Raw genomic sequence first — 13,907 nt, forward strand, 5'->3', positions numbered from 1 at the left:
GATATAAAACAAGATGCCTCATCAAAGGCAGCTACTCAGCACGATTCTGATTTTCCATATAAAGAGGCGGTCTCTTTAACGAAAGCACAGCACAGCTAAAGGCAATCATCACAAACACAGCACCGAATTTAGCCAAATCAACAGATGAACCGGTCATTGTAAACATGACGCCACCCACTGCTGATCCAATCGAGATGCCAATTTGCAAAGCCGATGTATTTAAACTTTGCTGAATATCGGACGTCACTGGGTCTGTTTGAATCAAATAGCTTTGCAGAGCAGGTGTCAGTGCCCAGCTGAGCGCTCCCCATAGGACAACCATCGCCATAAATACCACAAACACACCCGCTGTATAAGGAATGATAAACATCACAGCCGCAAACGCCATTGTCACAAACAAAATGGCTTTCCCTGATCCCAGTTTGTCACTAAGCCATCCGCCAAAACCATTCCCGCCAATAGACGCAAGCCCGAATACCAAATAACAAATACTAATCCAAAACGGTGTCATATGCAGAACTTCCATCAGAAATGGGGTGAAATAAGAATAAAGCATATAATGACCAGCAAGCATAAACAAACTAATCAAGTGTGCACTAAAAATTTTTGGATGCCCTAAAGAACGAATCTGTTCTTTAAGAGGTGTGACTTGTTCAACAGGCATTTTTTCCAATAGAAAATAGATCAGTACCATGGATATGGCCGATAGAATACTGATTCCTAAAAACATCACTCTCCAGCCAAAGCTCTCTGTAATAAAAATACCGATCGGTACACCTAGAACAAGTGATGAACTAATGCCAATAAAAATCAGACCTAATGCTTTCGCTCGATGCGCTGGTTCCACCAATTTGGCGGTGATCGTCAGTGATAACACCACCACAAGCGCTGTACTCATCGCAATCAATATCCTTGAAATCATCACAAGGGCAAAGGTCGAGCTAAAATAAGTGAACACATTTCCTAGTGTAAACACCAATAACGCAATTAAATAAAGACATTTTCGTTCGATTTTGGCTGTGGCGGTGAGCAGCACCGGTGCTGAAATGGCATACACAATCGCAAATACTGTGATGAGCTGCCCAGCTGTCGCAAGAGACACATTCAAATCCTCTGCAAGGCTCGGCAAAATACCCCCGACCACAAGCTCAACTAATCCAACCGCAAAAGTAGAAACCGCTAATAAATATACTCTCCAGTTCATGTCTAACATCCCTTCTGTATATCATGGCTTTCACTGTTAATTCAGGGTGTAGACAAACAAAAAAAACCCTGATTACAAAAAAGGAAAGCACGCTTTTGTAATCAGGATTTATCGGATCCTGGTAGAAACCCTCAAACCATATTATTGAGGTTATACAAGTCTATTTTTATCTTCAAATATATTAGCATAGCCTTACATAACACGCAAGTTGCAAAAACAGTGAATTCCTGGCATTTGTGGATCAAAGCAAAAGACGCGACAAAGGCAATCAACGAACCAGCTGAACAACTTGCTTTCTCCTGCATTTACAGGTAAACGGATGAAAAATCAACGAATAATGATCAACGTAGATCAGGAATAGTAGCTTGAATCGATCTTTAACCGAGAGGAATCGATGCTGAGAAGTTCCTACTGACATCTCAAGTGAACCTGATAAAAAACCTAAATGCCCATTGACCTCGCTTACACGATCCCCTATAATTCATATTAATATAATCGGTTTTTAAGACTTTAACTGGAGTGGTAATCTATGAAGCGCTTGCCATCATTGTTTGCCGAACGCTGTCCTAAATGTAAAACATCATTAGAAGTCTCAAAGTCTAATGCCCTACAAGGTAAAGTTGTGAAAACATGTCCCAACCTTCATTATCAAAAAGAGTACCATCTAGCACTTGAAACCTATATCGAGCATGATGACGTCAAATAAAAAAGACCAACACACTTTAAAGCAGCTTCTGCTCTCTCAGTTGGTCTTTTTCTTTATCATAAATCCAGCCAAATTTTGATCGCTGTCGCTGTAATCATCACGGCCAGTACCCATTGCAAGTAGACGGCATTGATTTTCTGGCCGACCTTGGCACCAATCGGAGCAGCTGCCAAACTTGCTACCATTAACACAATAGAAGGAACGAGCATCACTTGCCCTGTCATTATCTTTCCAGCAGATGCACCAATTGCAGAAAGAAATGTAATGGCAAGCGACGACGCAATGGTCATCCGTACAGGAATTTTTAAAATAGATAGCATGACCGGCACCAAAATAAATGCTCCGCCAGCGCCTAACACGCCTGACACACTGCCAATCACAAAGGCAATGCCCACTGCCAGCCCTTTATGAAAGGTCACTTCACCCTCTACGTCTGCACGCTGTCCTTTTTTCGGAAACAGCATGAGGATGACAGCTACAATCGCGAGTAATCCATAGACGAAATTCATCCCTTTCTCTGGAACGAAGTGGGATAAATAGCTTCCCATTAAGCTTCCCGCCAATATACTGCTCCCCATATATAAAATCAATGAACGATGTAAAAATCCGCTTTTCCGATACGCCAGTACACCACCAAGCGTCGAAAAGAGCACTTGAATAGCACTAATCCCCGATACCTCGTGTGCTGATAACGTCATCACACCGACAAGAGGCGGAATGTAAAGTAGCATGGGATAGTTGATCACAGATCCTCCAATCCCTACCATTCCTGATAAGAAAGAACCAACACATCCGATGATAAATAGTGTAATCAAAAACGCAAAATCCACTGGTCTCCTCCTTTGCAAAAGGAAAAGGGGCTCTGTCATAGATACCCCTTCCTCCTTTAGGACCCTTTTCTCACCCAGAACTTCAGTACATGTCCTTCATCTGTCTGTGTGATCAATTCATGTCCACTTGACTTAGCCCATGCCGCCAAATCAGCTTTAGCTCCTTTATCTGTTGCATGTATTTCTAATACTTGACCTTCCGTTAAGTCATTCATTTTTTTCTTTGTTCGAATAATCGGCATTGGGCATGCAAGCCCTGTTACGTCTAATATGTGATCTGATGTCATCTGATCGTCCCTCTCCTCTTTATTTTATTAAACATGATCGAATCGCACAACGGTTTGGGCCAATTTCCATTTCTCGCTGCTCTTCATCATCTGGATTCAGCTTGCCCATATTGGTTTGCCGAATGTCCTGATAGGCATTTGGCTGTGCAGGCAGATCCTGCGTGACCATCCGTCTAAACACGTCTTCATCCTCAATGTTCAGCCCATGATTGTCTTTAAATAGCGCACCTAGTTCCTGCCAAACGCTCCCGTCTTCATTGACCTCTTCCATGGTCATGAAGTGTGCAGGCAGAACGATTAATTCTTTCGAAAGCGCGGTATACCGCTCATACAGCGTTTCTCTTAAATCACCTACCCAATCCTCCGCCATTCCAGCTAGATCAGGTCTTCCGATGGAATCAACGAATAGAATATCGCCTGTAAGAAGATATTGATCGTCAACGATAAATGAGGTTGAACCAATTGTATGACCTGGCGAGTATAAGGGACGAATGCCAATGGTGGTCTCTCCAATGGTGATTCTCTGCCCTTCCTCCAGACGATTGTAATGGAACGTCACTTCTTCAGCATCCTTTGGCGGCAGCCAGTAGAGCGCTCCAGACTGATCAGCCAGCTTCTTACCACCTGATATATGATCCGCATGAAGGTGGGTATCAAGTACATGCGTCACGGTGACACCATGCATTTTAACAAAATTGATATAGACATCCGTCATTCTAGCTGCATCTACAATTGCAGCTTCCCCATTCGACATGATCATATAGGACAGACATCCCTTGCCCATCCGTACAAATTGATACAACTCTCCACCTTCAGTCAAATCACCAACCTTCACTGGCTCTACATGCTCACTCCATGCCTTCATGCCGCCTTGCAAATAATGGACAGTCCTGCCCGCCTCTGACAGCATCTTCGCCACCATGATAGAAGAGCCCTCTTTGGCACAAACAACTAGCATTTCTCGACCAATTGGTACTTTCTTTAAAATACCTTCTACGCCATCGAGAAGCTCAAAGTAAGGTACATTGACATATTCAACGGCTTTCCCTTCAATCTTCCAGTCCTGTACATCTGATTCGTTTCGTACATCCAACAAAAAGAGGGGCTCTTTGTTGATGATCTTTTTTGTTAACTGTTCTGCTGTCATTGCTTTTACAGTCATGGTTTCATTCAGCTCCTATTTTTCAATCTCTCCTGTCCAGCTGTTCATGCCTGGCACTACATTGATCAATTGATGAAATCCTTTTTCTTTTAACTTTTGTGCGGCTAATTCACTTCTTCTGCCTGAATGACAGATGAGGTAAATGAGCGTCTCCCGGTTCAATTCTTCAGCACGTTGTTCCACCTCGCCAAGAGGGATGTGAACAGCTCCTGGAATATGGCCCGCTCCGTATTCATCCGGCTCTCGTACATCTAAAATAAACAAAGACCGATTTTCTTTTACCTTCTGTTGAAACATGTTCAAAGACATCTCCGAAATCATTGACTGTTCCTCCTCCTGTTTCGCTCCGCCCTTACGGATCAAATGATGAAGCACCTGTCCTTCTACTTTTGTTCCTAAAAATTCATGACCGGCGCTTTTTGACCAAGCCGCTAAATCTGCTGTAGAACTTTTATCGGTTGCTTGCACTTCAAGCACATCACCTGGCAAAAGCTCATTCATTTGTTTTTTCGTTTTTACAATCGGCATCGGGCATGCCAATCCTTTTGCATCTAAAATGACAGTTGGTTGCTGCATATGATGTCCTCCTTTTTATAGGGACGGGGGTATATTTTTATACGCACTTAATGCCAAGCATTCATACCACCCTTGATATTCGTCATATGGGTAAATCCTTGTTTCTTTAATATGTTGGCTGCCTGCATACTTCTCATCCCGCTTTGGCATATCACATAGACCCCTTTTTCCTTCGCAAGCTGATGTGCTTGTTCTTTTAACTGAGGTAAGGGGATATTTTAAAATCCTTTTATATGGTTTGTTTGAAATTCGACGGGAGATCGAACATCAATCAGTTGCTGATCTATACAATGCCCGTTTAGCTTCCATATCGGCTGCTTTGATTTGTTTCACACCCCGGACGGGAAGAAAATGACTCACAAGCAAACCGATGACGATGATGAACAAAAGCGTTTGAATCATGTGTTATCACCCCACTAAATAAATAAATTCACATTCCCGATTTCAGCCTCTGCTAAATATGAAGCAACACCGGCATATTGAATGTCAGCTAATAATTCATTCTCCTGCAGCCCTAAAAGATCCATCGTCATTGTACATGCTACGAGATTAATCTCCTGTTCCTTTGCCATATCAATGAGCTGCGGCAAGGTCATGGCATTATGCTTTTTGATGACGTGCTTAATCATCTTCGGTCCCATTCCTGCAAAATTCATTTTTGACAGCCCCATTCGATCAGCACCGCGCGGCATCATTTTGCCAAACATTTTTTCTAAAAATCCCTTCTTCAATGGCACCATCTCTTCCTTACGCAAGGCATTCAGCCCCCAAAAAGTATGAAAAATAGTGACCTCATGATCATAAGCTGCTGCGCCATTTGCAATAATATAAGCGGCCATCGCTTTATCATAATCTCCACTAAATAAAACAATCGTCGTCCGTTTCTTCTGTTCTTCCATTATGCTCCTCCTTATCTAAAATACCCATGGGGGTATATCGAAAACAAAAAATATACAAATACCGGTAAGGGTATATTATAACAAGTAGAAAAATTCGTCAACCTCCAAAGGCTGAGGAATTTCTTACCGGCTTTTCACCAATAGTTCAACCGCTTCTTTCACAAGACCCTCCGTATCCTTGCCTTGTTCAAGACTTTCACGGACACATTGCTCAAGATTTGTACTCACAATCACACCCATTGCCCGATCAATGGCATTGCGTGATGCAGACAGCTGCGTCACCACCTCGCGGCAATCCTTTCCCTGCTCCATCATCGCAAGGACACCTTTGATCTGCCCTTCAATTCGGCGAAGACGATTCTTCATCTGCTGATTATATTCCACGTACAAACACTCCTTTCTATTCTTTCTATGAACAGATAGTATACCCTAAGAGGTATTTAGTCAAACATGATGATTCAGTATAAAAAATAATGACAGCATTCGTTTGATATCGAGTGAGATCACCAATTTATGAAACCAGCCAAAATGATCAATGATTATACCAATGGTCAGCTGTCCAGCAATATTCGAGGCAATCACACCAATTCGCGGAACAGCAATAACCGTAAGTATTAAATAAGCCGTTCCAAGAAATACCGCACTAAGCTGCCACTTCGGAGCATTCAGCAGATTCAAAAGAAGCCCGCTCTCAAAGGGCTTTCAAATCTTAGAAGCCAAAGCACTATCGGTTATTTTCCCCCGTACCTTTGTTAAAGTAGTGCCATCTAAAATCAAACAAAATGGCCTTAAACCCCTTTACACTCAAAAAGATTTGATCAATTAATTTATTTACTCATTTGATAAAGAAATAAAAATGATATTTTCTTCAACATGCTCATAAACCCGTGAACTGGTTTCCATAGGGAAAAGAAGCATTTAATAAAGCAAAAAAAGAAAACAAACCGATATTGGTAAGTATTGGATATAGCTGTTGCCACTGATGGCATGTTTATTAGAATATCATTAAGATAAAAAGCTAATCAGTCTATTTTCCATCGACCCTTACAACATCATTAATCTGTGAGCTTTGATTTGACTTTCTGAATGTAAGTATAGCAAAAAGTGAAGAAGTTAAATACAGCAAAAATGCAAAATAGTAGACATACACAACACCAATATAGTCAGAAATCAAGCCTATAATAAATACTGAAAGAGCGAATATTAAATAATAAAGATTATCCTTAGCAGCATATAATTTAGATAGCACATCCTCCGATGTAACTTTTTGGATATAAGTTTGTTGTGAAATGTCTCTTAGTTGATAAAAGGGCCCCATTAAAACAACCAAAATTAGAGATATCCATGCTGTTGTGTTAATAGCATAAAAAAGCACCATTATACAAACTATATAAGAACCTGTTATGATTGCTTTTATTAAATGCTTTTGAAGCCTGATAGAGAAAATTGTTATTAGAATTCCCCCTAAAATACTTCCTGCATAGTAACTGGTATTAATAAAGCCCCACCATTGCTCCCCTTTTTTCAGCACTTCATTTACAAATACCAGAGTTATACCTCCAATCCAAATTCCCGAGGCAATACCTTCTAAAATATCCATAGTGGTTATAGTTCTCATATAATCCTTTTTACTAAAAAGAATGGACCAACCAGTTTTGATACTTTCCCATTTCGGTCTTTTTGTAGCCTCTTTTACCTTTCTAGTCTTTAACTGTAATGACGAGAAAAAAGAAACCATCAATAGAGTTAAAGTGCAGATTAAAACAAGATTGCTCCCAAAATAATTGATAGCAAGTGTTCCCACAGACCACCCGAGTAAAGCGAATGTTTGATCGGTGGTACTAATTAGGCTATTTGCTTTCCCTATCTTTGTATTTTCTACTAGTTCAGGTATGAGCGAAATCCGAGATGGGGAAACAAATCCATCTGTAAACCCTGCTAGACCGATCAAAGAGTAAATAACTGTTAATTTCAGAACCTGATTTATTTCTAATGTTAGTACACCTACAATAATTGTAATTAACAAAAATTGCGCCAGCAGTGAAATACTTAAAATTTTCTTTAATGGAGTTTTTTCAGTAGCTAAAGGGAATACAAAGGAACTCAGTAGTTTCCCAAACACATGTATTAGCATAACTACTGAAGCAAATGTTGCCGAATGCGTAATCGAGAAGATAGTCAAAGTAATGGTCATTGTATATAATGATAAGGCAAGTTTACCAAAAGATATACTTCCCCATAAATAATAAAAAGATTTATTCACCTTTTTCCCCCTTCGTTTCTAAACTTCGTAAATACACCTTTTATAAATTTCCCTGGTTCTTTCTTCCTCCAATAATCTATTCAATCTCTAATAAAAGACTGTCCTCAAACCCTCAAATATCTAATGGTTGGATGATATTCATTGTAGGAATGGATACGGATTCATCCGGATCATGTATTAACAATAACATAAATTTAGGCATCCATTTTATGGTTATTGTTAAAATATTTTCTTTATATGGTTTTTTTCACTTCTGTGATAAAGGGAAGACATTTCCCTGGATAATTACCCCCACAACAATATGTGTATTTATTTAAAACTTGCAGTAAAGCTCTCCAAAAGAGAATTTACCTGCAAGTTTGTTTATTATTGACATTAAAAGTTAATAAAGTTTTCGTTGTTAATGGCTTTATCTTTATTCCCGACTAAATCTCCAAATACAAGTATATTACCGTAACTTCTAAGAAACGAGAAATCATCATTCTTGGAAAAAACGTCGACCCTCGCAAAGAGCAGCTTTTAAAAGCACTTCAGAAACGTTTCATGCCTTTTGGTATATTGACCGCCGAAACAGGAAATGACCTGACACAGCTCGCACCATTTGCAAAAGATTACAAAACAATCGGCGGCAAGACGACTGTGTATATTTGTGAAAACTACAGCTGCCGCCAGCCGATCACTCATATCGACGAGGCGATGGAACAATTATTCCACGATTGACTTTGTCATATGATGACTGCGAGAAGACAAAACGAGGACAAGTAGAAAAAAATGTCAATCCGATAACAAATCGTCTGTATGGTTTTATTTTTCATCTAAAACGGTTAGAATGCACTCTAGATGTTCTCATACCGAAGGGAGAGAAAATGATGAAAAAGGTATCATATACACTCATCGCTTGTCTGTTATCTGTGGGGCTGGCAGCCTGCTCATCAAACGATGCCAAACAGGATAAGCAAAACGATTCAGCAAAGCAGGCAGACCAAAAAGAGCAGCTAAAGCAAATGGAAGACATGCAAAAGAAGTTAGACGCACAAAAAATTGACGATCAAAAGGTCGTTGCGACCGTCAACAAAGACAAAATCACAGGCAGTGAATACAATAGCGCATTATCCACCATTCAAGGGCAGTTTCAGCAAACAGGGCAAGACCCAACATCTAAAGAAGGAGCACAAGAAGTCAAAAAACAAACCATTGAAGCACTTGTAGGTCAAGAGCTCATCCTGCAAGATGCTGAGAAGAAAGGCTTCAAAGCCTCTGACAAGCAAGTAGATAAGCAGCTAAAAGAAGAAAAGAAACAATTTAAAGACAACGCTCAATTCGAAGAAGCACTCAAAAAGAGCGGACTCACAATAGATCTGCTAAAAGGTGAAATTGCCGACAGCATCAAATACAGCCAATATGTCGAAAAAGAAATCAAAACAGCGTCTATCTCTGAAAAAGACGTCAAAGCGTACTATGATCAATACGCCGAACAAATAAAAAAACAAAAGCAAAAAGCACCAGAATACAAAGATGTGAAATCACAAATCAAAAAACAGCTAGAATCTCAAGAAAAGCAGAAAGAAATACAAAAAGAAATTGAAAAACTAAAGAAATCTGCGAAAATTGATGTGTCCACTTAACCGCCTATGAAAAAATCCGCCATTGTGCGGATTTTTTTCGTCACTTGATGAAGTTTTTTCCGAAATTATGACAAAAGCCTCATTATAAACCTCTCCTCCATCCGATATGATGGGATTACAAAAGAAGGCGTTATCAATTCTTTTGTCTCTGAAAAAGTACAAGATCGAAGGCAGATCTAAGACTTTTTTTAGTCAATCGGACATCTACAAGAGGAGGATCTTTATGTTTAAATGGTTTAAACCCGCTCCGCATATCGACAGGCTCGATGATGCCAAAACAGACGAGACCTATAAACGGCTGCGGCTGCAAGTCTTTTTAGGTATATTTATCGGGTATGCGGGCTATTATTTGTTACGCAAAAATTTTGCCTTTGCCATCCCTTATTTACAGGAAGAAGGATTCACCAAAAGTGAACTAGGCTTTGTGCTAGCGGCTGTCTCCATCGCTTATGGCTTTAGTAAATTTATCATGGGCATAATATCAGATCGCTGTAACCCAAGATACTTTTTAGCAACCGGCCTTTTTCTATCAGCCCTTATCAATATCCTATTTGTTTCATTTCCATGGGTGACATCCAGTGTATGGATCATGTTTTTATTCATGTTTTTAAACGGATGGTTTCAAGGAATGGGCTGGCCACCATGCGGACGTACAATGGCGCATTGGTTTTCAATCAGTGAACGGGGAACGAAAATGTCCATTTGGAACGTCGCCCACAATATTGGCGGGGGTATCCTTGCACCACTCATCACATTAGGTATTGTGCTGTTTGCGACTTGGAAAAGTATCTTTTTCTTCCCTGCCATCATTGCCATTATCGTCTCCTTCGTGATCATTCTTCTCGTTCGGGACACCCCGCAATCCGCTGGTCTTCCGCCAATCGAAGAATATCGAAACGACTATCCGGCTCAAACATATGAAGATCAAGAAAAAGAATTAAAAGTGAAAGAGATCTTATTTAAATATGTACTCAACAATAAATTCCTTTGGTATATCGCCATTGCCAACGTCTTTGTGTACTTCGTTCGTTACGGTGTCGTAGACTGGGCACCTACTTATTTAACGGAGGCAAAGGGGTTCTCACCAGAGCATTCACGCTGGTCTTATTTTCTGTATGAATATGCAGGCATTCCCGGTACATTATTGTGTGGATGGATCAGTGACCGCTTCTTTAGAAGCCGCCGTGCACCAGCAGGCGTAATCTTTATGGTTGGTGTTTTAATTGCAGTTCTCGTTTACTGGTTAAACCCTGCTGGCAATCCAATGATTGATAACATTGCCCTCATCAGCATCGGCTTTTTGATTTACGGGCCTGTCATGCTGATTGGACTTCAAGCGATTGATCTCGCTCCTAAAAAAGCTGCTGGTACTGCTGCCGGGCTCACAGGCTTTTTTGGATATATTGGCGGATCTGCCTTTGCCAATGCGATGATGGGCGTAGTAGTGGATCACTATGACTGGACAGGAGGCTTCATTTTACTGGTTGGTTCTTGTGTGCTTGCGATTGTCTTCCTTGCCATGACATGGAATACAGGAAAGCGTGTAGAGCAAGCTTAATGAAAATCACATAAAAGATTCATATCCGCTCAACATTCCCTTTACATCTATTCCTTATGATAAAGGAAGTTACCGTAGAAGGAGGAAAAAATATGAATAAAAGTAGATTACTTGCTTTCGTGTTACTCTCTTTTGCTTTACTGTCTGTTGTGGCGGTGCCGACCACCATATCGGCACATGAAAATCTTTTATCTCCAGATCGTATTCTAAACGTTGCACATCGCGGAGCATCAGGGTATGCACCAGAGCATACCCTGGCTTCCTACCGGCTCGCCACAAAGATGAATGCGGATTACCTTGAACTCGACCTTCAAATGACAAAGGATGGACATCTCATCGTCATGCATGATGAGACCGTTGACAGAACCACAAACGGAACAGGCTGGGTCAAAGATCTCACACTTGCGGAAATCAAACAGCTCGATGCCGGCGCATGGTTTAACCAAGCTTATCCTGACAGACAAAATGCCAACTATATTGGTCAGCGAGTACTCACATTAGATGAGGTGTTACGCTATTTCGGCAAACGAGAGAATTATTATATTGAAACAAAAAAACCAGACCTTTATCCGCAAATGGAAAAAAAATTATTGGCCACCTTAAAAAAACATCACCTTCTCGGTAAACATGCTAGAAAAGGGCAGGTTATCATCCAATCCTTTAGTCAAGAGAGTCTGTTAAAACTACAGAAACTAGCCCCTCACCTTCCGAAAGTACAGCTATTAGACAGAACCCAAATGACGAACATCACAGACAATCAGCTCGACATGATCAAATCTTACGCGGTGGGTGTCGGACCGAATTTTAGAGCATTAACACCTGAGAATGTGCAGCAGGTAAGAAGCCACGGGCTCCTCCTTCATCCATATACGGTCAACAGCGAAGCAGACATGACACGTCTACTGCAATACGGTGTCACCGGCCTGTTCACCAACTTTCCAGACGTCTTTCAGCGTGTAAAAGCTTGGATGTAAACAACAAAAGCCTTGCGGCCGGACCGCAAGGCTTTCTATTATTTCACTGTTTGATTAGTCGATGCTGTTTGAATAGGCTCCCGCTTTCCAATCCCAAATACAAAAAAGCTAAGCGCCACTAAAGCCAAGAACACAATTCCCACAATAAGAGAAATGCGCGTATCCTGATTAATGAACATAAACACAAGAACCATCAGTAAGAAACCAATTGTGACATAATTAGAAAATGGAGCTAATGGCAATTTAAACGGATGCTTGTCAAGCACTACACCCTTTGCCTTTCTGAAGCCGATATGACTAATTAAAATCACAAACCAAGGCACCATACCAGGAAGGACACTCGCACTATACACATAGACGAAAATATTTGGGGGAGAAACATAATTTAAGACAACCCCAACCGCCAAACCAACAAGCACAGCGATTGTACCAAAATACGGCACACCATTCTTTGAAATTTTTGTAAAGAAAGCCGGTGCCTGTCCATTCACACCTAATGTATAAAGCATACGTCCCGCACTGAAAATACCACTATTACAGCCGGACATCGCTGCTGTAATCACAACAAAGTTAATGATACCAGCAGCCGCTGTAATCCCAATTTTCGCAAACGTCGCCACAAAAGGACTTCCAAGGGTATTTAGCTGATCCCAAGGATACACGGTCACAATGACAAAGATCGCACCGATATAGAAAATCAAAATACGCCAGATGATACTTTTAATTGCACTTGTCAACGTCTTTTGCGGATTTTGCGCCTCACCTGCTGTAATCCCAATCAGCTCTACCCCTTGATAGGCAGCAATGACAAGCGACAATGCAAATAAAAAGCCACTAAATCCACCTGTAAAGAACCCGCCATGTGCCCAAAGGTTAGACAAACCAATCGCTGTTCCACCATTTCCAAATCCAAAGAAAATAATGCCTAAACCCGCAACGATCATTAAAATAATTGTCACAATCTTGATCATGGCAAACCAAAATTCGAACTCACCGAACGACTTAACCGAAATCAAATTGGCCGCACCTAAAATGATCATAGCGATTAATCCTGGAATCCACGCCGGTAATTCCGGGAACCAATATTTCATATAAGCCCCTACAGCAATAATTTCAGACATCCCGACAATGACCCACTGGAACCAGTTACTCCAAGCAGTTAAATACCCTGCAAGCGGATGAATATATTGATGTCCAAATGTAGCAAACGATCCCGTACTCGGTTCAAGGTATAACATTTCTCCCATCGCACGCATAATAAAAAAGATAAAAATTCCACACACTGCGTAAGCCAAAAGAACCGATGGACCTGTCCATTGAATGGCCTTAGCTGACCCCATAAATAAGCCAACACCAATTGTGCCGCCAAGCGCAATCATTTGAATATGACGAGCACTTAACCCTCTCTTTAATTCCTTTTGAGCCACTTTTCTTCCCCCTCATCAACAAACAACATTGAAAATAAAAAAAGTCAGAATTTTCATTCTAATTAAGAATCATCAACCTTTCGTTGTATATTATCATAATAAATCTACTATTAAAAAACAATTGTTTTTTTGAGGAAAACACTATTAACAAAATATTCTGATATGAAAGGGAATTAAATTGTTTTATATTGATATACTGAATCGAAGGGTGAAAATCGCTCCAATGTAAATCAAAAATCTTTACCTCACCCGCATCCGGTTTTAACAAGTTCATGGTCATTTTGATGGTGATCAACTTACCGGCACCATTTTCCCCAATAAACCCTGTGACAAAGTCTTTCTTCACTTGCAAATCAAGATCCTGAGCCATTTTTTAATGAAATTCAACTAAAAAAA

The 13,907-nt window shown here is 40.6% G+C and carries 14 protein-coding genes, 4 pseudogenes and 1 riboswitch; of the genes and pseudogenes, 6 read left to right on the forward strand and 12 right to left on the reverse strand.

Features of this window, described 5'->3' with window-relative positions:
- Window positions 1-31: 31 nt before the first annotated feature.
- Window positions 32-1,204 carry an MFS transporter gene (locus LC033_RS11210; RefSeq protein ID WP_226568342.1) on the reverse strand — a complete coding sequence of 391 codons (1,173 nt, stop codon included), beginning with the start codon at window positions 1,202-1,204 and terminating at the stop codon, window positions 32-34.
- Between the two features lie 78 nt (window positions 1,205-1,282).
- Window positions 1,283-1,382: riboswitch (purine riboswitch) on the reverse strand.
- A 351-nt stretch (window positions 1,383-1,733) separates the two neighbouring features.
- Between LC033_RS11210 and LC033_RS11215 the strand changes: the two genes are divergently transcribed.
- Entirely contained in the window at window positions 1,734-1,910 is a 177-nt protein-coding gene (locus LC033_RS11215) for a hypothetical protein (protein ID WP_226568345.1), read from the forward strand.
- A gap of 56 nt (window positions 1,911-1,966) precedes the next feature.
- Here the strand turns inward: LC033_RS11215 and LC033_RS11220 are convergent, their stop codons facing one another.
- From LC033_RS11220 to LC033_RS11255, 8 genes and pseudogenes are all read right to left on the reverse strand, one after another.
- Window positions 1,967-2,740 carry a sulfite exporter TauE/SafE family protein gene (locus LC033_RS11220; protein ID WP_226568347.1) on the reverse strand — a complete coding sequence of 258 codons (774 nt, stop codon included), beginning with the start codon at window positions 2,738-2,740 and terminating at the stop codon, window positions 1,967-1,969.
- Between the two features lie 56 nt (window positions 2,741-2,796).
- Complete coding sequence (locus LC033_RS11225; protein WP_226568349.1) at window positions 2,797-3,027, reverse strand: sulfurtransferase TusA family protein; 231 nt, start codon at window positions 3,025-3,027, stop codon at window positions 2,797-2,799.
- Between the two features lie 19 nt (window positions 3,028-3,046).
- Window positions 3,047-4,189 (reverse strand): MBL fold metallo-hydrolase, encoded by a 1,143-nt coding sequence (locus LC033_RS11230; RefSeq protein ID WP_226568351.1) that lies wholly within the window; start codon window positions 4,187-4,189, stop codon window positions 3,047-3,049.
- 15 nt (window positions 4,190-4,204) lie between these two features.
- Complete coding sequence (locus LC033_RS11235; RefSeq protein ID WP_226568353.1) at window positions 4,205-4,765, reverse strand: sulfurtransferase TusA family protein; 561 nt, start codon at window positions 4,763-4,765, stop codon at window positions 4,205-4,207.
- A 47-nt stretch (window positions 4,766-4,812) separates the two neighbouring features.
- A pseudogene (locus LC033_RS11240) lies at window positions 4,813-5,167 on the reverse strand (rhodanese-like domain-containing protein).
- A gap of 14 nt (window positions 5,168-5,181) precedes the next feature.
- On the reverse strand, window positions 5,182-5,664 hold the full coding sequence (locus LC033_RS11245; protein WP_226568355.1) for a DsrE/DsrF/DrsH-like family protein: 483 nt from the start codon (window positions 5,662-5,664) through the stop codon (window positions 5,182-5,184).
- Window positions 5,665-5,787: 123 nt separating this feature from the next.
- Window positions 5,788-6,048, reverse strand: a complete 261-nt coding sequence (locus tag LC033_RS11250; protein WP_003217059.1) for a metal-sensitive transcriptional regulator — start codon at window positions 6,046-6,048, stop codon at window positions 5,788-5,790.
- Window positions 6,049-6,108: 60 nt separating this feature from the next.
- Window positions 6,109-6,360, reverse strand: a pseudogene (locus LC033_RS11255) (DMT family transporter); the annotation flags it as partial.
- Between the two features lie 164 nt (window positions 6,361-6,524).
- Between LC033_RS11255 and LC033_RS11260 the strand changes: the two are divergent.
- Window positions 6,525-6,644, forward strand: a pseudogene (locus LC033_RS11260) (DUF255 domain-containing protein); the annotation flags it as partial.
- 47 nt (window positions 6,645-6,691) lie between these two features.
- Here the strand turns inward: LC033_RS11260 and LC033_RS11265 are convergent.
- Window positions 6,692-7,927, reverse strand: a complete 1,236-nt coding sequence (locus LC033_RS11265; RefSeq protein WP_226568357.1) for an MFS transporter — start codon at window positions 7,925-7,927, stop codon at window positions 6,692-6,694.
- Window positions 7,928-8,470: 543 nt separating this feature from the next.
- Between LC033_RS11265 and LC033_RS11270 the strand changes: the two genes are divergently transcribed.
- From LC033_RS11270 to LC033_RS11285, 4 genes are all read left to right on the forward strand, one after another.
- Window positions 8,471-8,647: a hypothetical protein gene (locus LC033_RS11270; protein ID WP_226568359.1), complete on the forward strand. Its 177-nt coding sequence runs from the start codon at window positions 8,471-8,473 to the stop codon at window positions 8,645-8,647.
- A 149-nt stretch (window positions 8,648-8,796) separates the two neighbouring features.
- Window positions 8,797-9,552: a SurA N-terminal domain-containing protein gene (locus LC033_RS11275; RefSeq protein WP_226568361.1), complete on the forward strand. Its 756-nt coding sequence runs from the start codon at window positions 8,797-8,799 to the stop codon at window positions 9,550-9,552.
- Window positions 9,553-9,775: 223 nt separating this feature from the next.
- Entirely contained in the window at window positions 9,776-11,110 is a 1,335-nt protein-coding gene (gene glpT, locus LC033_RS11280; RefSeq protein WP_226568363.1) for a glycerol-3-phosphate transporter, read from the forward strand.
- A 92-nt stretch (window positions 11,111-11,202) separates the two neighbouring features.
- Complete coding sequence (locus tag LC033_RS11285) at window positions 11,203-12,084, forward strand: glycerophosphodiester phosphodiesterase (protein WP_226568365.1); 882 nt, start codon at window positions 11,203-11,205, stop codon at window positions 12,082-12,084.
- 38 nt (window positions 12,085-12,122) lie between these two features.
- On the opposite strand, the gene LC033_RS11290 is transcribed toward LC033_RS11285, so the two are convergent.
- Window positions 12,123-13,511, reverse strand: a complete 1,389-nt coding sequence (locus LC033_RS11290) for an amino acid permease (protein ID WP_226568375.1) — start codon at window positions 13,509-13,511, stop codon at window positions 12,123-12,125.
- A 196-nt stretch (window positions 13,512-13,707) separates the two neighbouring features.
- Window positions 13,708-13,881: pseudogene (locus tag LC033_RS11295) on the reverse strand (ATP-binding cassette domain-containing protein); the annotation flags it as partial.
- Between the last annotated feature and the right edge of the window lie 26 nt (window positions 13,882-13,907).

The organism is Bacillus stratosphericus, from assembly GCF_020524495.1.
Lineage (GTDB): Bacteria > Bacillota > Bacilli > Bacillales > Bacillaceae > Bacillus > Bacillus stratosphericus_B.